This is a genomic window from Williamsia soli (assembly GCF_017377795.1).
Classification (GTDB): domain Bacteria; phylum Actinomycetota; class Actinomycetes; order Mycobacteriales; family Mycobacteriaceae; genus Williamsia; species Williamsia soli.
On sequence record NZ_JAFRDR010000017.1, the window covers coordinates 15,475 to 35,820 of the forward strand.

Here is a 20,346-nt window from a genome sequence, read left to right on the forward strand (position 1 = left end):
CAATGAAATCTGCCATGGGCGGCATCGCTGTCGCAAACCTCCGCAGCCATCGCAACGGCTTCACAGCAGTGTTCGTCACCGTGTTCTCCGCCGCGGTGCTCGTCTGCGCGCTCGGAGTGCTCTTCGAATCAGGCATCCGCGGCGGTGCCGCACCCCATCGTCTCGCCGGCGCCGACGTCGTGGTCGGCGGGCCGCAGTCGCTCGCAGTACCCGAAGATCTGGACCAGCCGTACGGCGAACGAGTGCGTCTGCCCGCGTCCACGGTCGGGGAGTTGGCTGCACTCCCGGACGTGGAGTCGGCCGTCGGCGACATCAACGTCCCGCTCAGCGACGACAGCGGACGCGTGTTCGATGCTCACGGCTGGTCGTCGGCCTCACTTGCGCCCTACCGCATCGTCGGGGGCAACGCACCCACACGGGCGGATGAGGTGGTGACGACCGACCCTCGGATGCTCGGCGAGCAGGTGATGCTTCGGCACGGAGGCGTGGGGAACTCGTACACCGTGGTCGGTCTGGCCGCCACCTCGACGGCAGAGCCCAGCGGGCGTCCCACCACCATTTTCATGACCGACGAACGCGCGCAGGAACTCTGGCCGCATTCGGACACCGTGGCAGCCGTCGGCCTCATCGCCCGCGAAGACGTGGACCCTGCGGCGCTGGCCTCGCAGGTCGGGACTCAGCTGCGCGGCCTCGACGTCGACACCTACACGGGCGCCGCTCGCGCCGACGCCGAGTACGTGGACATCGGGGCCGCCCGCGGCGAACTGGCTGCGCTGTCTGCCGCGGTCGCCGGCGTCGCCCTGATGATCGCTGTATTCGTGGTGTCGAGCACACTGTCGTCGTCCATCCAGCAGCGACGCCGCGATTTTGCGCTCCTGCGATCCATGGGCGCGACACCGAGGCAGGTTCATCGGCTGATCGGCGCCGAAGTGTGGGTGGTCTCGGGCGTGGCTGCTCTGCTGGGGGTCGCGCCCGGCTATGCCCTGGCGGCCGTCCTGCGCCACCAATTCGCCGAAGCCGGGATACTGCCCCCGGACTTCTCCCTCGCCATGGGGCCTGTTCCCGCCCTCGTCGCTGTCGTCGCGGCAGTCGTGACGGCCAGGATGGCCGCTGCCATCTCCGCCCGCCGACCGGCGCGCCTTGATCCGGTCGATGCGCTGCGTGAAGCCGCAGTCGAGGCGGCGGCACTCGGCCGAACACGCATCGTGGCGGGTGTGCTCACCGGTGTCGGTGGGTTGATCGCCTCCCTGTTGCCGGCTTTCGTCCCCGGACCGGCCGCCATCGCGGGGGCCGGCAGTTCGGCCATCCTGTTGATCATCGCGGCAGCGCTTCTCGGACCCGTCCTGGTGTCCGGTGCGATGCGCGCGTTCTCCGGACGTATGGCCCGCAGTGGTTCCGCGAGTGCGGTGCTCGCGGCAGCCAACCTCAGCGCCCACCGCCGCCGCCTGGCATCGGCGATCATGCCGCTGGCGTTGGCGATCGCCTTCGGATCGGTGCAATTGTTCAGTCAGAGCACCCTGCTCGCCGCGGCCGAAGACCAAACGGAGCGCGGAACTCTCGCTGATCTCGTGGTGACCGGACCTGCCGGTGTCGACCCGCAACTGGCCGCAACCATCGCGGCGATGGATTCGGTGAGCGCAGCTAATCCGATCACCCGCGGCCAGGCCTTGTACACCCGGGACGTGGCCGACGCGCCCACTACCGAGGTCTATTCGGTACAGGGCATCGACCCCGGGGCCGCTGCATCCACCCTGGACCTCGATGTGCGCGAGGGCGATCTGGGTGAGCTCTCCGTCGGGTCGGTGGCGCTGAGCCGCGACGCTGCGACAGCGATGAGCGCCGACCTGGGCGGCACCATCAGCGTGCGGCTGGGCGACGGTGCCGTGGTGTCGGCGACTGTGATCGCCACCTACAACCGCGGATTCGGGTTCGGGGACATCACGCTGCCCGGCACCCAGGTACGCGAGCACACCACCAGCGGACTCGTGGACCACGTACTGGTGTCGGCGGCATCGGGACGTATGGATGACGTCCGGCGCGCCATCGAAGCAACAGGTGGCGTAACAGCCCTGAGCAGCAACGAATTTGCGTCTGCCGTCGATCAAGAGCAGCGAGAGCAGGATTCGGTCACCCTCGTCGTGCTGGCGGTGTTACTCGGGTTCCTTGGTATCGCGGTGGTCAACACCATGGTGCTGATGACCACCGACCGTCGTCGCGAGTTCGCCTTGTTGCAGCTCGTCGGAGCGAGCACCCGGCAGGTGCGCGCGATGATGCGCAAAGAGTCGTTGGCAGCGGTGGCCTTGGCGGCGACGATCGGCACCCTGATCGCCTACCCGCCCTTGGCTGGAATCGCGATCGCCGTGTCGGGTGCGCCTTTCCCAACTGTCTCGGTCTGGACGTACGCCGTGCTCGTCGGCGCCGCCACTCTGGTGGGATTTGTGGCGATCACCGGCACGGCGCGACGGGTCGCCCACCGCGATCGCGATGCCCTCGGCATGGGTGCCTGATAAACGGGAGACGAGTCAGCGCCAGAGGCGCAAACGAGGAGACCCCGATCCGGTTGCCCGGATCGGGGTCTCACTGCTTGTGTCTCAACCAACACAGTCGGGGTGGCGGGATTCGAACCCACGACCTCTTCGTCCCGAACGAAGCACGCTACCAAGCTGCGCCACACCCCGTGATCTATCAGCCTGGAGAAGCTTACCGCAGTCCGCGAAAGGGATTAAATCGCCTGGTCAGAGACCTCAATTGGCCTCGGCATTGACCGGTGGCAGCGAGTCTTCGTGGTCGTACTCGGCGTCGCCGTTCTTCACCGGGGTCAAGGTCAGCAGAGTCGCCTCGGGCCGGCAGCAGAAGCGGGCAGGCGCGTACGGCGAGGTACCGAGTCCGGCGCTCACATGAAGCTTCATGGACGCACCCCATGCGGATGGCCCCTTGACCCGCGAGCGGTCGAGCTGGCAGTTCGTCACCAGGGCCCCGAAGAACGGCAGGCACAGCTGGCCTCCGTGGGTATGGCCGGCCATCACGAGGTCGTATCCGTCGTCGGCGAACTTGTCGAGAACACGGGGCTCGGGGGAGTGCGTCAGGCCCAGACGCAGATGGGCAAGCGGATTGGGGCGGCCCTCGATGGTCTCGTAGCGGTCTCTGCCGATGTGCGGATCGTCGACGCCCGCAGCGGCCACCCGGACCCCGGCGACCTCGAGTTCACGCACCGAATGCGTCGCGTCGAGCCAGCCTCGTTCGGTGAAGGCCGCCCGCAGGTCCTGCCAGGGAAGTGTCTCACCGTGGGTGCGCTGGTGATTCTTCTTGAAGTACTTGAACGGGTTCTTCGGTTTCGGTCCGAAGTAGTCGTTGGAGCCGAACACGAACAATCCGGGCACGGCCAACAGACCGCCGAGCGCCTGGACCACCGCGGGTACGGCCTGCGGATGAGCGAGGTTGTCACCGGTGTTGATGACCAGGTCGGGTTGCAGGCCGGCCAGCTCCTGCACCCAGGCCTGCTTGAGTCGCTGGCCGGGCATCATGTGCAGGTCGCTGATGTGCAGGACACGCAGCGGGGTGGCGCCGGGTTCGAGAATTGACAGGGTCTGATGCCGCAGCGCAAAGGCGTTGCGTTCCACCAGCGTTGCGTACGCGATGCCGGCCACACCAGCTGCCGCGACACCGGCTAGTGCATGCGATGGGGTCGGCGCCGCGATCTGCGTCGCGGCCCGAGGAGCGCTTTTCCGTGCCTGAGCCATTGCAACAGAATACGCTCGCGCCCAATAAACCGGTGCAGAGTAGGCGGCGCACCGGCGTAACTTGAGCTACATGCCAACAATCAAGGAGCAGATCCGCGCCGATCTGACGACGTCCATGAAAGCCCGGGACACCGCCGTCACCGGGACCCTGCGGATGATCCTGGCGGCCATCCAGGCCGAAGAGGTCTCCGGCAAAGAAGCGAAAGAGCTGACTGACAGCGACGTGCTGAAAGTACTTGCCCGCGAGAGCAAGAAGCGCGCCGAGGCTGCAACGGTCTTCGCCGAGAACGATCGCGAGGAACTGGCGGTCAAAGAGCGCGCCGAAGGCGAGATCATCGCGCGTTATCTGCCCAGCCAGCTGAGCGATGACGAGCTCGACGCGCTCGTCGACAAGGCCTACAAGGCGGTTGCGGAGCACAACGGCGAGGCGCCGACCATGAAACAGATGGGCCAGATCATGAATCAGGCCACTGCGCTGGCAGCCGGCGGTGCCGACGGCAAGCGACTCTCGTCAGCAGTCCGCGCCAAGCTCCAGGCGTAGCCCGGTATTGGTGGGTTGTGGCGAACCCCACCTGGGGAAATGCTCGCCAGAACCCACCAACATCGGATCAGGGGACGGGGATGACGATCGGCCCGACCCCGGGCACGGTGATCGTCGTCGGGGGTGACGGCGCTCTGGTGCGGGTCGGCAGCTGGGTCTGACCGGTACTGACATAGATGGTGACCGTGCTGCCGGGGATCGCGGTGTCCTCGGGCGCGGTGAAGACCACCGTGCCTGCGGACTGGCCGCTGTCGGTGTCGAGCCTGCTGACCTTGAATCCTTCGCCTTCGAGCCGTCGCGTCGCCTCGTCGGCGCTCATGCCTGCGACGCTCGGAACGGCCTTGCCACCGACGCCATTGACGTAGGTCGGATCATTCGGTGGTAGTGCTGTCGGCCCGAAGTTGTTGGCGATGGGCAGTATTGCGTTGAACCAGGTCCGGGCGGGTTCGTAACCGCCGTACAGGTTGCCGTACCCACACTGCGTCAACGGGCTCGAGCACAGTTCCGACGGGGTCGGTGAGTCGTTGTAGACGTAGGTGGCGGCGGCCAGGTTGTTCGTGAAGCCCAGGAACGCCGACGAGCGGTGCGCCTCGGTGGTGCCCGTCTTGCTGGCGAGCGGCAGGCTCCAGCCGGACGAGCTGGCCGCTCCGGCTGCGGTACCGGCGCCGCGGTCGTCCTGGCTCATCGCGTTGGCGAGGGTATCGGCCAAGCCGGGTTCGACGGCCTTCTCGCACTTCGGCCGCTCGAACGCGACTTCCTGCACAGCCGGCTTGCCGTCGGGTGCGAGCACCTGGTTGCCGTAACTGTCGCGCTTGGGCTGGGTGATCGACGCGATCGGGTTGGGCGGGCACCACACGCCGTGCGAGGCGAGTGTGGCCGACACATTCGAGAGTTCGAGCGCGTTGACCGCCGTGGGCCCGAGCGTGAACGACCCCAGGTTGTTCTGCTTGAAGTAGTCCGCGAGGCTCAGGTCGCCCTCACCGGACGTGCCCGGATTGGTGTACGAGCGGAGGCCGAGTCGAACCGCGATGTCCACGGCCGACGACACGCCGACGTCCTGCAGCAACTTCACGAACGCGGTGTTGGGTGACTGCGCCAGGGCGTTCGTCACCGACATCGTCGCCGGATACTTGCCGTCGTTCTTCACGCAGTAGGTGTTGGCGGGACAGCCGTTGACGCCACCACTGCTACCCATGCCTTGCGCCTGGAAGGTCGCGGGCACCTGCAAGGACGAACCCGCTCCGAGGCCCTTCTCCATCGCGGCGGCCACGGTGAAGATCTTGAAGATCGACCCGGCACCGTCACCGACCATGGAGAACGGTTGGGGTTGGACGGTCTGATTGGCGTTCTGGTCGAGGCCGTAGACGCGGCTGGACGCCATGGACATGATGTCGTGTGATTCGGTGCCCGGTTTGATCACGCTCATCACCGTCGCGACACCCTCGAGATTGGGATCGGTGATGTCCTGGACGCCGGTGACCGTCGAGCGCTGCACGGAAGGATCGAGGGTGGTGCGGATGGTGTACCCGCCGCGGGCGATGGTGTCGCGGCTCAGCCCGTTCTCGGCCAGGAACTGCAGCGCGTAGTCACAGAAGAACCCGGCGTCGTTGGCGGAGATGCAGCCGTTGGACAGCGAGCCGGGAGATGGGAGCACGCCGAGCGGGGTGTCCACCGCGGCCCGATACTCCGCGGCGCGATTGGGGAAGTTCGCGATCATGGTCTCGAGCACCAGGTTGCGGCGCTCGGTCACACCCTCGGGATTCGTGTACGGGTCGAGTGCCGAACTCGACTGCACCATGCCGGCGAGCATTGCCGACTCCGGGATGGTCAGTTCTTTGGCCGACTTGTTGAAGTAGGTCCGCGCCGCCGCCTCGATGCCGTACGCGCCGTTTCCGAACGGCACCACATTGAGGTAGCGGGTGACGATCTCCTTCTTCGCTTCTTGTTTGGCCTGCTCGTCGGAGAGGTTCTTGTCCCGCTTGGCCTGTTCGGTCAGGGTGTCCTCGAGCGTGAGCGCCATCCGGACTTCTTTGAGCTTGCGCGCGGGAGTGGTCTCGGTGGCGGCGCGGCGATCGGCGTCGGTGCGGGCCAGGACGAGCAGCTGGTAGTTCTTCACATACTGCTGGTCGATGGTCGAGGCGCCCTGCTGGACTTCACCGGATGACGAGTTCTTCAGGAAGGCGCGAATCGTGCCTTTCCAGTCGACGCCGTCGTGGTCGAGGAACCGTTTGTCCTCGATGGAGATGATCGCCCGGATCATCTCCGGAGAGATGTCGTTGTAGCCGACCTGCGTGCGCCGCTGGTCGTAGAGGAACGCGATGGGCTTCCCGTTGACGTCCGTCATGGTCGTCACCTCGGGGACGGTGCCCTCGAGCAGCTCGGAGGAGACGTTCTGCACGGTGTCGGCGGCGCGGTTGGAGACCAGCCCCAATCCTCCGGCGACCGGGAACAGCAATCCTGCGACCAGCACACCGGCGAGAATGCAGCAGCCGGCGAGCATGGACAGCGATTTCGACTTTGGCACGCCCGCAAGGATACGTGCCTGATGCAACTCCGCCGCGTATCGAGTTGCTCGCGTGATCAGTTTGATGTGGGGGTTTGCACGTAAGTGCCACTTTTTTCGTTTCAGGTCTTGACGATGGCTAACCGGGGTCCATAGATTGGGTTCTACTCGAATGTGACTCACGTAACATTCGGCCTCAAATGTGGCGGCAGACGTCAGTATTGTGCTTCAGACAGGGGATCGTAATGGCAAAAGCGGCAGCTGCGACCGTAGAAAACGAAGCAAGACTGGCATGGGTGGCCAGGGCCCGATGCCGGGAAGTAGATCCGGACCAGCTGTTCGTGCGGGGGGCAGCGCAGCGTAAGGCGGCAACGATCTGTCGGCATTGCCCTGTTCAGCTCGAATGCGGCGCGGATGCCCTCGACAATCGTGTCGAGTTCGGAGTCTGGGGAGGGATGACCGAACGCCAGCGTCGGGCGCTGCTGCGCCAGCATCCGGAGGTCACCTCGTGGAGTGACTTCTTCGAGACCCAGCGTCGTCGGCAGACCATCAGCGTCGGCTGAGACAACAGACGAAAGAACCGCCCTCCGATCTCTCGGGGGGCGGTTCTTTCGTGTTCTGGGGTGTCGGGGTTCAGCCCTTGCTGGTGATCTGTTCGGCCACTGCGCGCAGGGCCGTCATGTCAGCCACCTCGAACGGCAGGGACGGGACCCCGACGATCGGGACCGTCGGGTGCGACGAGGTGAAGCTCTGCAGCAGGTGCAGCTCACGCTTGCCGGTGGTTGCGCGCTCGGAATGGATCGTGAGCACGGCCTTCGTCAGCGGATCGTCGACCGCATTGGCGGCTGCTTCGGCGGCACTGCCGCTGATGGACGTCAGATTCGGATGCGTTCGGTTCAGGATCAGCCCCGCGAGCGGCATCTTCTCCTCCGAGAGCCGGTCGACGAAGAACGCCGCCTCACGCAGCGCGTCGGGTTCGGCCGCTGATACGACGGCGAACTGGGTGCCCGGCTGCTTCAGCAACAGATAGGTCTTGTTCGCTCGTTCGCGGAAGCTGCCGAACATCGAATCCAGAGACTGCACGAAGACGGATACGTCGCGCAGCGTCTCGCCGCCGATGATCGTCGAGATGCCCTTCATGGCCAGCCCGACGACGCCCGTGACGACCCGGCCCACGCCGCGGCCGCCTCCGACCAGCATCTTCATGAGCCGGCCCTCGAGGAACGACCCGAGTCGCTGGGGTGCGTCGAGGAAGTCGAGTGCATTGCGCGACGGTGGGGTGTCCACCACCACCAGATCCCAATCGTCCTGCGCCAGAAGCTGTCCCAGCTTCTCCATTGCCATGTACTCCTGTGTGCCGGAGAACGAGCTGGCGACCGTCTGATAGAAGGAGTTGTTCATGATGGCCTCGGCCCGATCGGGCGGGGAGTACTGCGTGACCATCTCGTCGAAGGTGCGTCGCATGTCGAGCATCATGGCGTCGAGGGTGCCGTCGCCGTCGATCTTCACCGGCTGCGGACTGTTCGTCAGTTCGCTCATCCCGAGTGACTGTGCGAGCCGTTTGGCGGGGTCGATGGTCAGCACGACGACCTTACGGCCCCGCTCCGCTGCATAGACTGCCATCGCGGCAGCCGTGGTGGTCTTACCGACTCCGCCAGCGCCACAACAGATCACAACCTTGGTGCCCTTGTCGGCAAGAATCTTGCCCATTTTGAGATCGATGGGCATCAGGCACCAGCCTTCTGGAGGGTCTCCGAGAGTTCATAGAGTCCGCCGAGATCGACGCCGTCGTCGAAGTTGGGCAGCACCAGCTTGTCCTTGTGCATCGAGTCCAGGTCGGCTCCCGCCTCGACCTGCGCCTGCACCCGGCTTGCATGCTCGATGGTCTCGGTGAGCAACCCCTCGAAATCGGCTTCGGTGATGGTCAGCCCCGAGGTGTCGAGGTGGCGTCGTAGCTCTGCGGCGTCGATGACCCCGTTGGCGATGTCGGCGATCGAATCGGCAGGCAGATGCTGCGGCGAGACGCGGTTGATGATGAGTGAGCCGATGGTCAGGTCCTTGCTCTCCAACTCCGCCACCGCCTCGATGGTCTCCTGGATCGGCATCGCCTCGAGCAGGGTCACCAGATGGACGACCGTGTCGGGTGAGTGGAGCAGCTTGACGACGCCATCACTCTGATTGCGCAGCGGACCGGTCTTGGTCAGATCCGCCATGGCCTTGGTGACATCGAGGAAGTTGCCGATCCGCCCGGTCGGTGGTGCGTCGACGACAACCGCGTCGTAGACCCGCTTGCCCTTCTTGTCGACGCGTACCACGGTCTCCTTGATCTTCCCCGTCACCAGAACGTCGCGAAGCCCCGGCGCGACGGTCGTGACGAAGTCGATCGCACCGATACGGCGCATGGCCCGGCCGGCGAATCCGAGGTTGTAGAACATGTCGAGGTACTCCAGCAGGGCGTGCTCGATATCGATGGCGAGCGCCGACACCTGACCGCCACCCTCGGCCGTGGCCACCTTGGTCTCTGTCGGGGCCAGCGGGGGGACGTCGAAGATCTGGGCGATGCCCTGGCGACCTTCGCACTCGACGAGAAGGACTTTCTTCCCGTCGGCGGCGAGCGCAAGCGCCAGCGCAGCAGCGACCGTGGTTTTCCCGGTCCCACCCTTGCCGGACACGAAATGCAAACGTGCTTTTTTGGCCGCGTCGGGCCAGGTATAGCCCGGAGGCTCGTCTTGGGTCACACCGCTCACCATATCCACCGGATTCGACCTGTAGACCTCAGACGGCATTGTTGCTTCGGTCACCTCTGGCGTGCGGATACGTAGCGGTTAGGCTACTGACATGAGTGAGACAACCGCTTGGGAGTACGTCACCGTTCCGCTGCTTACGCACGCCACCAAACAGATCCTCGATCAGTGGGGTGCCGACGGCTGGGAGCTGGTGAGTGTGCTTCCGGGCCCCACCGGCGAACAGCACGTCGCCTACCTCAAACGCGCAAAGGGCTGATCGAACCATGACGTGGTCGGAGCGACTGACCGAACTGAACATCGTGCTCCCCAAGGTGGTGGCACCGCTGGCGTCGTATGTGCCGGCTGTGCAGACCGGCAATCTGGTCTACACCTCGGGACAGCTGCCGATCCTCGGTGGCGAGCTGACCGTGCACGGCAAGGTGTCCGAGGGCGCTGAAGGTGTGGTCCGTCCTGACGAGGCCACCGAGGCGGCCCGGATCGCCGCCCTCAACGCGCTGGCCGCGATCGACGGACTGGTCGGGATCGACTCGGTCAAGCGCATCGTCAAGGTCGTCGGCTACGTGGCGTCGGCTCCGGGTTTCACCGGGCAGCCGCAGGTCATCAACGGTGCGTCGAACCTGCTGGGTGAGATCTTCGGTGAAGCAGGCAACCATGCCAGGGCTGCCGTCGGCGTCGCCGAACTGCCGCTGGGTGCACCGGTCGAGGTCGAATTGATCGTCGAGGTCTAGACCCGACGTTCCTCCCCCACCCGTTTTCGCGCGACCCACCGGAAATTGCCGGTGGGGGACGCAAAAACGGGTGGGTGGTCAGCGGGTGAGGAGCCCGCTGAGCCAGCGGTACCACTGGTCGAGTCCCTCACCGGTCTTGGCGCTGACCGGGATCACCCGCGCCGCCGGGTTGGTCTGGGCGATGTTGTCGAGGAAATCCTGCATCTCCACGTCCAGGTGGGGGAGTAGGTCGATCTTGTTGAGCAGCACCACATGCACCCGGCCGAACATCAGCGGGTACTTCAGCGGTTTGTCCTCGCCCTCGGTCACCGAGTAAACCATCACCCGGGCGTGTTCTCCCACATCGAACTCCGCTGGACACACCAGGTTTCCGACGTTCTCGATGATCACCAGGTCGAGCTCGGACAGCTCGAGATCCTGCAGGGCCCGGTTGACCATCGGCGCATCGAGGTGGCACTCGCCGCCGAAACCCTGATCGGTGTTGATCAGAGAGACCTGAGCGCCCTTGTCGGCCAATCGAACCGCATCGAGGTCGGTGGCGATGTCGCCTTCGATGACCCCGACGCGTACCGAATCCCGCAACGCGTCGAGGGTCTTCGAGAGGATCGCCGTCTTCCCGGACCCGGGCGAACTCATCAGATTCACCGCCTGCACCCCCGCACCCGCGAATGCGGTGCGGTTGAGGTCGGCGCGGACATCGTTCTCGGTGAAGATGGCTTCGAGTACATCGGCCCGCTCGGCGCCGGTGTCGTAACCGCTGTGGTCACCGTGATCGTGGGTGTGACCGTGTGTGGACCCATCGGCGTGGGTGTGCGGCTCGTCGTGACGATGGAATCGGCCCATACCGAATGGTAAGCACTGTGTGCCTATGGTGGACCGGGATGAACATTCGAGGAGGAGCCGTGTGCCGACCGGCCCTGCGGGCGATGCGATGACTGAGCCGGCGAGGCGATGGGCCGAGAGCGGCTTGGCCCACCTGACGGGGGAACCCGACGGCCCGCCTGACTTCTCGCGTTCGCGGATCCTGGAGCGTGCCGACCGGGCTGCCGCACCGTTCGGGGTCGACGCGGCACTGCTCCTCGCAGGTCGGGCGGGATTGACCGGCACTTCGCGCGCAGGCCGGACATCGGTCGGCGGCAGCACCCGCCTGATGCGGTGCCGAGACACCTGGTGCGTGTTCACGCTCGCGCGGCCGAGCGATCTCGAGGTCATCGGCGCGTTGCTCGAGACGGGTGAACCGATCGACGACCCGTGGCAGGTGCTCGCCCACGCGGCCGCGGACCACGACGCCGCCGAACTCGTCGAACGCGGACGCCTGCTGGGGATGCCGTGCGCCGTCTTGGACTCGCACGCCGGAGAACCTGTTGTCTCGCAGCGGCTCTGGTCCACGCGTGCACCCCAGCCAATTGATTCCGGGCTCCTGGTGGTCGACCTGTCCGCGATGTGGGCAGGACCGCTGTGCGGGCAGTTGCTGCGCGGCCTCGGCGCCACCGTCATCAAGGTGGAGAGCCCCGATCGCCCCGATGGCGCGCGGTTCGGGAACGCAGACTTCTTCGAGTGGATGAACGGCGGCAAGCTGCAGTTCTCTGCGCCGGTGTCGAGCGAATCCCCGGTGCTCGCGGCGTTGCTCGATGTCGCGGATGTGGTGATCGAGGCATCGCGACCCCGCGCGCTCGAGCAGGCGGGTCTGGCCGCTGTCACCCGCGCGCCACGGCCCGGCCGGGTCTGGGTGCGGATCACGGGCTATGGCGCTGGGCACAGCGTGCGCGACCGCGTCGCTTTCGGGGACGACGCCGCAGCGGCGGGCGGTTTGGTGGGGGCCGGTGCGCATGGCCCGATCTTCTGCGGCGACGCCATCGCCGATCCGTTGACCGGACTCGAGGCAGCTCACGCCGTCGTCGAGTCGCTGGGTCGAGGCGGCGGTGAGGTGCTCGACGTCGCGATGGCAGGCGTGGCCGCGCGTTACGCAGCGATCCCACTCGCGCCGGTGGGGTCGGACACCGCGGTCAGTGCGCCGCCGGATCCGGCAATCGTTCGACTGCCGGTGGAAAAGGTTGATGCGGAACGGGTTCGGCAAATGATCGATGAGCGGTCCGGCTCGTGCTGATCAAGAACGCCAGGGCGATCACCGGCGAGACCGTCGCGATTCGTACCGAGCGCGATGCGATCAGGGACGTCGGCGCCCATCTGGAAGCCCGCAGCGGGGAGGATGTCATCGACCTTGCGGGCGGCACCGTGATCCCCGGATTACATGATCACCATGTGCACCTGCGGGCGGTGGCCGCTGCCGCCGCGTCGGTGTCGGTCGGCCCGCCCTCCGTCGCCGACGCGGATGCGTTGCGACGCGTGCTGCGGGCCGCCCAGCCCCGGCGCGACGGCTGGATCAGGGCGGTCGGCTACCACGACAGTGTTGCCGGTGACCTCGACAGGCATTACCTGGATGACGTGATTTCCATTGTGCCACTGCGTGTTCAGCACCGTAGTGGGGCGATGTGGATAGTGAACTCGGCCGGACTCGTCGAGCTCGGTCGGCCGGACCATCCGACGGGCCGACTCTTCCGCGAAGATGCGGAGATGGCTGCTTCGACGGTGCCCGAACCGATCGATTTCGCGTCCGTCAGTGCCCGGCTGAGCGCCTACGGGGTGGTCGGGGTGACCGAAGCGACGCCCGATCTCACTGCAACGGAGCTTGATTCGTTCGACGCGGCGGTGCGCAGCGGCCGACTGCGACAACAGGTGCTCGTGCTGTCGCAGGACACGGGTCACGAGGCGTTGGAGTTCGGCCCCATCAAACGCATCCTGGACGACGACACCCTCGACCTCGACGCCATCACCGCGTGGATCGAACGCTGCCACGGCAGCGGGGTCGCGGTGGCGATGCACTGCGTGACGGTGGTCCAACTGGTGGTGGCGGTGGCGGCCCTGCGCGCTGCAGGATCCGTGGTGGGGGATCGGATCGAGCACGCTGCAATGGTTCCCGACGAGATGATCGACGATCTGGTGGACCTCGGGGTCACGGTGGTCACCCAACCCAACTTCGTCGCTGAACGCGGCGAGCAGTACCTGCAGGACATCCCGGCCGCCGACCTCCCGCAACTGTGGCGGCTGGCGAGTCTTCAGCGTGCGGGGGTTGCGGTGGCCGGAGGCACCGACGCCCCCTTCGGCGATCTCGACCCCTGGGCCTGCATGCGGGCGGCCCGCGATCGTCTCTGCGCCTCCGGAGCTGGATTGTCGCTGCCGGAACGGGTTTCGTCTCGAACTGCGCTGGGCCTGTTCCTCGGTGAACCCCTCACCCCCGCCCGCCCTCGGGTCCTGGCACCCGGTGCGCGTGCCGACCTCACCCTGCTGTCCGAGCCACCGGCCGTCGTTCTCGGTGAACTGACCGCAGAAGTGGTCGCAGGCACCGTGATCGGCGGCATCTTGTTCCCGAACGACTGATCGCGCCGCTCAGTCTTCGATCGAATCGACCAGACCCCAATCGAGCGCAGTGTTCGCGTCGACCCGCCGACCGCTCAGCACCAGGAAAGCCGTGCGCCAACGACCGATTCGGCGCGGGATGCTGACGGTGCCGCCCGCGCCGGGGAGCAAACCCAACTGGAGTTCGGGTAGTCCGAAGATGGTGTCGGGATGCGCGCTCACGTGAGGGCAGAAGGACGCCATCTCCAGCCCACTCCCGAGCACTGCTCCGTGCACTCGGGCCCGGAAGTTCGGTCCGAGTCGTTCCGCTACGGCGTCGAGGAGCAACCCCGGGCTGTATCGGGTCCGTGCGAGATGCGAGTTCGCGGGATCGGTGAACGTTCCGAACTCGGTGAGATCGCCACCGCTGCAGAAGGATCGACCCTGCCCGCTCAGCGTCACCGTGTCGAGGGTTGGGTCGGCGAGTGCCACAGTCAGCGCGTCGATCAGCCCTGCGCGCAACGCATTGCTGAACGCGTTGTGCCTCGCAGGCCGGTTGAAGCTGATCGTGAGCGACGATCCGCCTCGATCGAGCAGTACGGGATCATCTTGGATGTGTGTCTCACGGGGACCCTGCCCGGCGAGCCATTGTGCGAATTCCGGTCCGGCCTGCAACGTCGAATAGGCCAGCGATTCGGTGATCAGGCCGCTCAGGGTCCCGGCGCGGGCGGAGGCGGCACGCAGCACGTCATCGCAGACCGCCGCCGCCACCGGTCGGCTGCCGACGTTCGCGGTGATGGCTGCGACGGCCGAATCGATCGAGTCGACCAGGACCACCCGCGGGTCCGCGGTGGGCTCTTCGCTCAGCGTGAAGGTCGCGTGGTCGAGCCACGGCGCCGCCGAGTCCGGTGGCTTACCGCGGCTGAGAGCAACGACCACCCCGGGGAGCACATCCTGGGGAGGCGCTTGGAGCGCGGGGTCTGCGAGGTCGACGAACACAGGTGTCGCCGGAGAGCCTGACATGCTGCTCACGCTAGCCTGAGGGGCATGAATGCACCGCAGCATCCTGCCTATGGCGTGGTTCGGCCAGTCACCGATTTTGCATCTGTGTTGCTCTGCCACAACCCGGGGATGATGACCCTCGACGGCACCAACACCTGGATTCTGCGGGCTCCGGGACAGGACGATTGCGTCGTCGTCGACCCTGGGCCCAAGGGTAAGAAGAAGCACGTCAAAGCGGTTGCAGCGCAAGGAAACGTGGTCCTCGGGCTGATCACCCACCGCCACTACGACCACACGGGCGCGATCAAGTACTTCCGAGAGCAGACCGGTGCCCCGGTCCGGGCGCGGGCCGAGAAGTACACCAAAGGTGCCGCGACGCTGAAAGACCGCGAGGTCATCGAAGCTGCCGGACTGCGGATCACCGTGCTCCACACCCCCGGTCACACGGGCGATTCGGTGAGCTTTCTCGTCGAACACGAGGGCCGGAAGGTGATGCTGACGGGGGACACGATCCTCGGCGGCGGGACCACAGTGCTCGATCCGAAGGACGGCACACTCCGTGACTACATGAACTCGCTCAACCGCCTCATCGTCGAAGGCGAAGGTGCCGCGCTGCTACCGGGTCATGGTCCCGACCACCCGGATCTGATCCCGCTGGCACGGTTCTACAAGAAGCACCGCGAAGATCGCATCGACCAGGTGCGCGCGGCACTCGAGGAACTCGGGGAGTCACCGGCGACGGTCAAACCGCGAAAAGTGGTCAAGAAGGTCTACGCGGACGTCGACAAAAAGCTGTGGCCCGCGGCCAAGATGTCGGTGAAGACCCAGTTGGCCTACCTGTCGGACGAATAGCCGCAAAACACAAAACCACCCGTTCCGGTCAAACCAGGTGTCTGCAACAGGTGGCTTTGACCGGAACGGGTGGTTTTGTGAAATCTAGCGAGCTCGGCGAGCCAGACGCTCGGAGTCCGCGATCAGCACGCTCTTGCCTTCGAGTCGCAACCAGCCACGCTGGGCGAAATCGGCCAGGGCTTTGTTGACGGTTTCACGTGAAGCACCGACAAGCTGAGCGATCTCTTCCTGCGTGAGGTCGTGGGTGACGCGAAGCGCGCCGGCCTCCTGCGTTCCGAAGCGCTGAGCCAGCTGCAGGAGCTGCTTGGCCACACGTCCTGGAACGTCGGTGAAGATCAGGTCGGCGAGGTTGTTGTTGGTGCGGCGGAGGCGACGGGCCAGCACGCGCAGCAGCTGCTCGGCGATCTCGGGGCGGTCGGCGATCCAGGACCGGAGAGCTTCACGATCCATCGACACCGCGCGAACTTCGGTGACCGTTGTCGCCGACGAGGTGCGGGGACCGGGATCGAAGATGGACAGCTCACCGAACATGTCGGACGGGCCCATGATGGTCAGCAGATTCTCACGACCGTCAACCGACTTGCGGCCGACCTTCACCTTGCCCGACAGAATGATGTAGAGCCGATCTCCGGGCTCGCCCTCGTTGAAGATGACGTGTCCGCGTGGAAAATCAACCGGCTGAAGCTGATTGGTCAGTGCCGCGACGGCGGTGGGCTCAACTCCCTGGAATATGCCCGCCCGCGCCAGTACTTCTTCCACTTACGCCCCTTTCTAAGGGTCCAGCCAGACCGCGTTCACTCGCGGGTGTACGAACGATCAAAGTGTTGTGTTTGTCACCCGCGGCCAAGTCTACGGGTATTCATTCCGAAAGATTGTGTTTACCCCCATCGGCGCGTGGAGACGGAGCGGAGCGGAGCTCGACCGGCGTGTGGAGACGGAGCGGAGCGGAGCTCGACCCGGGTGTGGAGACGGAGCTCGACCCCGGCGAAACTGATCAGCTTGCGCGGATGGATTCGCCGGGTTCGATGTTGGTGGGCATCCGGCGGTCGCGGAATTCGTCGAGCGCGGCGGGAAAGCCCTGCCTGGCCAGAGTGTCCATCTGCTCCGGCTCGGCGGACTCGAGGAACTCTTCGACGTGGTCGACCCGCACGTTGAGGCGTTCGAGCTGGTTCTCCACACGCTCCATCGCCAGGGCGAAGAGCATGAGAACCGCGGGGAACAGAAGTACGGCGAGTCCGTGCATGGGGAGTAGTAAACACAACCCAGGTCTCAGAAGAGACACGATCGTCTGGCCGACTACGTCACGCCCTGCCGATATCGACGCGGCAGCCGGCCGACATGCGGAGTGGATGACAGCCGATATGTCTACCGGTGGCGGCTCGCCGTACTCTGAATTGGTGAGTTCGAAGGCAGGTGCCAAGCGCGCCAGGACTGCGGCGCAGCGCGGTGTCGAGACCCGCACCGGCCTTGTCCGCCGGGCACGGCGGATGGACCGCACGTTGCAGACGGCATTTCCGCACGTCTACTGCGAACTCGACTTCACCAATCCGCTGGAGTTGTCGGTGGCCACGATCCTGTCGGCCCAGTGCACAGACGTTCGCGTGAACCAGACGACCCCGGCCCTGTTCCGGCGCTATCGCAGCGCCGAGGACTACGCGGGCGCTGATCGCACCGAGCTCGAGGAGATGATCCGGTCGACCGGTTTCTACCGGAACAAGGCCAATTCGATCATGGGTCTGGGGCAGGCGTTGGTCGAACGATTCGACGGCGAGGTACCGAACAATCTGCGCGATCTCGTCTCGCTACCGGGCTTCGGCCGGAAGACCGCCAACGTCGTACTCGGTAACGCCTTCGGTGTGCCCGGAATCACTGTCGACACGCACTTCGGTCGGCTGGTGCAGCGCTGGAAGTGGACGGACGAGACCGATCCGGTGAAGATCGAGCACGCCGTAGGCGAGTTGATCGAACGCAAGAATTGGACGGACCTCTCGCACCGAGTGATCTTCCATGGGCGTCGGGTGTGCCATTCGCGGAAGCCGGCCTGCGGAGTCTGCGTGCTGGCGACCGACTGCCCGTCCTACGGGTTGGGGCCGGTTGAGAAATCGGAGGCCGCGAAGCTGGTGAAGGGTCCCGAGACCGACCATCTGCTGGCATTGGCGGGTTTGTAGGCCGTGCCCGATCTGGAAGAGATGAACAGACCTGCGCCGAACCCGCCTGGACGCTCACGGTTTCACCTGTCGGTGTCTGCACGGTGGACCATTGCTGTCCTCGTCGTCGTGATCGCTCTGATCGTCGCCATCTGGCCGCGGCAGACGAACACCCCGGCGCCGGCGCCGAACGGCATCTCGCAGAGCGGCAGCACTGCTGTGCCAGGCCTGCAGGCGAACGTCTCGGACGAGGACATGGCCAATGCCCGACTGCAGGCAGCCCTGGAGCCGTGCCCGGTGCCGGTCGGGCCGACGCCGGCGGGGTCGAAGCTGGCAGGGGTGACGGTGCCCTGTCTGGCCGACGGATCGCCTGTGGACCTCGGAGCAGCGACGGCGGGGACGCCGATGCTGGTGAACATCTGGGCGCACTGGTGTGGGCCGTGCCGTGCGGAACTGCCGGTGATCGACGAGTACGCCAAGCAGGTCGGCGATCGGGTGCGGGTGCTGACGGTGCAGGGCAAGGAGGGGTCGGAGAACCCGTTCCTGTCCCTGAACCTGCTCTCCGAGATCGGGGTCCGGTTGCCCACCGTCGTCGATACCGACTCGAAGATCGCGGCCGCGCTGGGTGTGCCGCGCGTCTACCCGGCCACGGTTCTGGTCCGCGCCGACGGCACGGTTGCGGCCGTGCTCCCCACCGTCTTCGACTCCACCGACGAGGTGGCCGAGGCAGTGGACAAGTACCTGGGCGTCGCCGCATGACCCAGGTCCTGGTGCCGACGACGTCGGTACCGCCATGGATGCGAGGGCTCGTCGCCAATCTTGACGGGGTGACCCGCTCGGTCGAAGACCGCGGCGGCGTCACCGAGCGACTGATGCGGGCGATGATGCGCAGTCCCCGGCCTGCTGCGGTGCTCGTGCTGTTCAGCGGCGACTGGAACGGGGACGCCACCCACCACGGCGGGCTTCCGGCGGACGCCGAGGTGTTGTTGACGCAGCGCGCCGCGACCCTGCGCAACCACAGCGGGCAGGTCGCATTCCCCGGAGGTGCCCGGGACCCGGGCGACGATTTTCCGGTGGGCACCGCGATCCGAGAGGCGGTCGAGGAGACCGGACTCGATCCGGCAGGTGTCAGCGAGCTGGCCGTTCTCGACATGTTTCCCGTCCCCCCGTCGGGCTTCGAGGTCTCGCCCGTGCTCGCGTACTGGCCGCAGCCGTCCGAGGTCGGCGTCGTCGATGTGGGGGAGACCGCGCGGGTGACCCGGGTGTCCGTGCGGGATCTGGTGAACCCCCACAACAGGTTCCAGGTCCAACGCACCATCGGCGGCGGCCGGGTCTATCAGGGACCCGCGTTTGCGGTGGAGAACATGCTGGTCTGGGGTTTCACGGGGGGAATGCTCGCGGCGATCATCGAGGCCGCCGGCTGGGAGATCCCATGGGACAAATCCGACAGCCGCGACCTGGCCGGTGAACTCGAGAAGGTGGGCCAGGAGTGAGCGGAGCCGCCTGGGTCGACATCCTGGTGATCGGGATCGCGGTGCTCGCGGCCGCGTCCGGATATCGGCAGGGCGCGGTCTCGTCTGCGATGGCCTTCATCGGGGTCCTGCTCGGCGCCGCCGCCGGAGTGTTGCTGGCACCGCATCTGATCCGCAACATCGAGGATCAGCGCTGGCGGCTGGTCGCCGGGGTGTTGCTGCTTGTCGCGTTGGTGATCGTCGGTGAGATATCCGGCATGGTCCTCGGCCGGGCAGCTCGCAGCGGTATCCGGACGTTGTCGGTGCGCCGCGCCGACTCGGTGGTCGGTTCGCTGCTGCAGGCCGTGGCGGTGTTGCTCGCGGCGTGGGTGCTCGCCACCCCGATCAGCACGTCGGCGCAGCCCGAGATCGCGAGCGCGGTCCGGGAGTCGCGGGTCATCGAGGAGATCAATTCGATCGCCCCGGAATGGATGCAGCGGCTTCCGCGCGAGTTCTGGGACATGTTCGACAGCTCCGGCCTCAAAGAGGCCATCGGGCCGTTCGGGCGAACGCCGATCACCAGCGTCGAGCCCCCGAATCAGGACCTGCTCGACCAGCCGATCGTCGATCAGGTGCGCCCCAGCGTCGTCAAGATTGAGGGCATCGCGCCCAGCTGCAACCAGGCCCTCGAAGGCAGCGGTTTCGTCGTCTCGCCCGAACGGGTCATGACCAACGCCCACGTGGTGGCCGGGACGACCACGCTGCACGTGGTCGCCTCCGACGATCAATTCGACGCCACCGTGGTCTATTTCGACCCGGCGACCGACATCGCCGTGCTCGACGTCCCCGGGTTGCAGGCACCCGCGATGCGGTTCGCCGACAAGTTGGCCAAGACCGGTGAGGACGCGATCGCTCTCGGCTACCCCGAGGCCGGACCGTTCAACGCCAGTGCCGAGAGGGTTCGTGAGGTGATCCAGCTCAGGGGCCCGGGCATCTATCCGAACACCTCCGTCACCCGCGAGGTGTACACCGTGCGCGGATCGATCCGGCAGGGCAACTCGGGCGGACCACTGATCAATTCACGCGGCGAAGTGCTCGGTGTCGTGTTCGGCGCGGCCGAGGACCCGGCCAGCGAGACCGGGTTCGTGCTGACCGCGGATCAGGTCAAGCCTGGGTTGGCGGAGTCCGAACGCCTCAGCACCGCCGTCGACACCCAGACCTGCGTCCATTCCTGACCGG

At 66.1% G+C, this 20,346-nt stretch carries 20 protein-coding genes and 1 tRNA gene; 12 read left to right on the top strand and 9 right to left on the bottom strand.

Features of this window, described 5'->3' with window-relative positions; translation table 11 throughout:
* Nucleotides 1-2: 2 nt before the first annotated feature.
* On the top strand, nucleotides 3-2,507 hold the full coding sequence (locus J3S28_RS27520) for an ABC transporter permease (protein WP_237342213.1): 2,505 nt from the start codon (nucleotides 3-5) through the stop codon (nucleotides 2,505-2,507).
* A gap of 97 nt (nucleotides 2,508-2,604) precedes the next feature.
* Here J3S28_RS27520 and J3S28_RS27525 read toward each other — a convergent pair.
* Nucleotides 2,605-2,678, bottom strand: a tRNA-Pro gene (locus J3S28_RS27525).
* Between the two features lie 66 nt (nucleotides 2,679-2,744).
* Nucleotides 2,745-3,740 carry a metallophosphoesterase gene (locus J3S28_RS27530; RefSeq protein ID WP_207844406.1) on the bottom strand — a complete coding sequence of 332 codons (996 nt, stop codon included), beginning with the start codon at nucleotides 3,738-3,740 and terminating at the stop codon, nucleotides 2,745-2,747.
* A gap of 70 nt (nucleotides 3,741-3,810) precedes the next feature.
* Here J3S28_RS27530 and J3S28_RS27535 point away from each other — a divergent pair, with 70 nt between their 5' ends.
* Nucleotides 3,811-4,281 (top strand): GatB/YqeY domain-containing protein, encoded by a 471-nt coding sequence (locus J3S28_RS27535; protein ID WP_207844408.1) that lies wholly within the window; start codon nucleotides 3,811-3,813, stop codon nucleotides 4,279-4,281.
* Nucleotides 4,282-4,348: 67 nt separating this feature from the next.
* Here J3S28_RS27535 and J3S28_RS27540 read toward each other — a convergent pair whose 3' ends face one another.
* On the bottom strand, nucleotides 4,349-6,781 hold the full coding sequence (locus J3S28_RS27540; protein ID WP_207844474.1) for a penicillin-binding protein: 2,433 nt from the start codon (nucleotides 6,779-6,781) through the stop codon (nucleotides 4,349-4,351).
* A 248-nt stretch (nucleotides 6,782-7,029) separates the two neighbouring features.
* Between J3S28_RS27540 and J3S28_RS27545 the strand changes: the two genes are divergently transcribed.
* Nucleotides 7,030-7,347 (top strand): WhiB family transcriptional regulator, encoded by a 318-nt coding sequence (locus J3S28_RS27545; RefSeq protein WP_084839115.1) that lies wholly within the window; start codon nucleotides 7,030-7,032, stop codon nucleotides 7,345-7,347.
* Nucleotides 7,348-7,417: 70 nt separating this feature from the next.
* On the opposite strand, the gene bagB is transcribed toward J3S28_RS27545, so the two are convergent.
* Together bagB and bagA are read right to left on the bottom strand one after the other, a co-directional pair.
* Entirely contained in the window at nucleotides 7,418-8,512 is a 1,095-nt protein-coding gene (gene bagB / locus J3S28_RS27550) for an ArsA family ATPase (RefSeq protein WP_084839116.1), read from the bottom strand.
* On the bottom strand, nucleotides 8,512-9,534 hold the full coding sequence (gene bagA, locus J3S28_RS27555; protein WP_372436084.1) for an ATPase BagA: 1,023 nt from the start codon (nucleotides 9,532-9,534) through the stop codon (nucleotides 8,512-8,514). The genes bagB and bagA overlap by 1 nt, the downstream gene beginning before the upstream one ends.
* An 88-nt stretch (nucleotides 9,535-9,622) precedes the next feature.
* Between bagA and sp36 the strand changes: the two genes are divergently transcribed.
* Nucleotides 9,623-9,787 carry a Sp36 family protein gene (gene sp36 / locus J3S28_RS27560; RefSeq protein ID WP_094647762.1) on the top strand — a complete coding sequence of 55 codons (165 nt, stop codon included), beginning with the start codon at nucleotides 9,623-9,625 and terminating at the stop codon, nucleotides 9,785-9,787.
* A 7-nt stretch (nucleotides 9,788-9,794) separates the two neighbouring features.
* On the top strand, nucleotides 9,795-10,259 hold the full coding sequence (locus J3S28_RS27565; RefSeq protein ID WP_084839118.1) for a RidA family protein: 465 nt from the start codon (nucleotides 9,795-9,797) through the stop codon (nucleotides 10,257-10,259).
* 78 nt (nucleotides 10,260-10,337) lie between these two features.
* Here J3S28_RS27565 and hypB read toward each other — a convergent pair whose 3' ends face one another.
* On the bottom strand, nucleotides 10,338-11,102 hold the full coding sequence (hypB, locus tag J3S28_RS27570) for a hydrogenase nickel incorporation protein HypB (protein WP_207844412.1): 765 nt from the start codon (nucleotides 11,100-11,102) through the stop codon (nucleotides 10,338-10,340).
* A gap of 61 nt (nucleotides 11,103-11,163) precedes the next feature.
* Between hypB and J3S28_RS28525 the strand changes: the two genes are divergently transcribed.
* Together J3S28_RS28525 and J3S28_RS27580 are read left to right on the top strand one after the other, a co-directional pair.
* Nucleotides 11,164-12,366 (top strand): CoA transferase, encoded by a 1,203-nt coding sequence (locus J3S28_RS28525; protein WP_207844414.1) that lies wholly within the window; start codon nucleotides 11,164-11,166, stop codon nucleotides 12,364-12,366.
* A complete protein-coding gene (locus tag J3S28_RS27580) occupies nucleotides 12,360-13,697 on the top strand; it encodes an amidohydrolase family protein (RefSeq protein WP_207844416.1) in 1,338 nt (445 codons plus the stop codon). Before J3S28_RS28525 ends, J3S28_RS27580 begins: the two co-directional genes overlap by 7 nt.
* A gap of 9 nt (nucleotides 13,698-13,706) precedes the next feature.
* Here the strand turns inward: J3S28_RS27580 and J3S28_RS27585 are convergent, their stop codons facing one another.
* Nucleotides 13,707-14,678 (bottom strand): enoyl-CoA hydratase/isomerase family protein, encoded by a 972-nt coding sequence (locus J3S28_RS27585; RefSeq protein WP_207844418.1) that lies wholly within the window; start codon nucleotides 14,676-14,678, stop codon nucleotides 13,707-13,709.
* Nucleotides 14,679-14,702: 24 nt separating this feature from the next.
* Here J3S28_RS27585 and J3S28_RS27590 point away from each other — a divergent pair, with 24 nt between their 5' ends.
* Nucleotides 14,703-15,509, top strand: coding sequence for an MBL fold metallo-hydrolase (locus J3S28_RS27590; protein ID WP_207844420.1), 807 nt, complete (start codon nucleotides 14,703-14,705; stop codon nucleotides 15,507-15,509).
* An 84-nt stretch (nucleotides 15,510-15,593) separates the two neighbouring features.
* Here J3S28_RS27590 and J3S28_RS27595 read toward each other — a convergent pair whose 3' ends face one another.
* A complete protein-coding gene (locus J3S28_RS27595; protein ID WP_084839124.1) occupies nucleotides 15,594-16,268 on the bottom strand; it encodes a Crp/Fnr family transcriptional regulator in 675 nt (224 codons plus the stop codon).
* A gap of 235 nt (nucleotides 16,269-16,503) precedes the next feature.
* Nucleotides 16,504-16,752 carry a hypothetical protein gene (locus J3S28_RS27600; RefSeq protein ID WP_084839125.1) on the bottom strand — a complete coding sequence of 83 codons (249 nt, stop codon included), beginning with the start codon at nucleotides 16,750-16,752 and terminating at the stop codon, nucleotides 16,504-16,506.
* Nucleotides 16,753-16,996: 244 nt separating this feature from the next.
* Between J3S28_RS27600 and nth the strand changes: the two genes are divergently transcribed.
* The 4 genes from nth (at nucleotide 16,997) to J3S28_RS27620 (ending at nucleotide 20,342) form a co-directional block, all read left to right on the top strand.
* A complete protein-coding gene (nth, locus tag J3S28_RS27605; RefSeq protein ID WP_237342220.1) occupies nucleotides 16,997-17,677 on the top strand; it encodes an endonuclease III in 681 nt (226 codons plus the stop codon).
* Nucleotides 17,678-17,749: 72 nt separating this feature from the next.
* Complete coding sequence (locus J3S28_RS27610; protein ID WP_307797480.1) at nucleotides 17,750-18,415, top strand: TlpA family protein disulfide reductase; 666 nt, start codon at nucleotides 17,750-17,752, stop codon at nucleotides 18,413-18,415.
* Nucleotides 18,412-19,149 (top strand): NUDIX hydrolase, encoded by a 738-nt coding sequence (locus J3S28_RS27615; RefSeq protein ID WP_207844423.1) that lies wholly within the window; start codon nucleotides 18,412-18,414, stop codon nucleotides 19,147-19,149. Before J3S28_RS27610 ends, J3S28_RS27615 begins: the two co-directional genes overlap by 4 nt.
* Nucleotides 19,146-20,342 carry a MarP family serine protease gene (locus J3S28_RS27620; RefSeq protein ID WP_207844425.1) on the top strand — a complete coding sequence of 399 codons (1,197 nt, stop codon included), beginning with the start codon at nucleotides 19,146-19,148 and terminating at the stop codon, nucleotides 20,340-20,342. The genes J3S28_RS27615 and J3S28_RS27620 overlap by 4 nt, the downstream gene beginning before the upstream one ends.
* The last annotated feature ends 4 nt before the right edge of the window (nucleotides 20,343-20,346 follow it).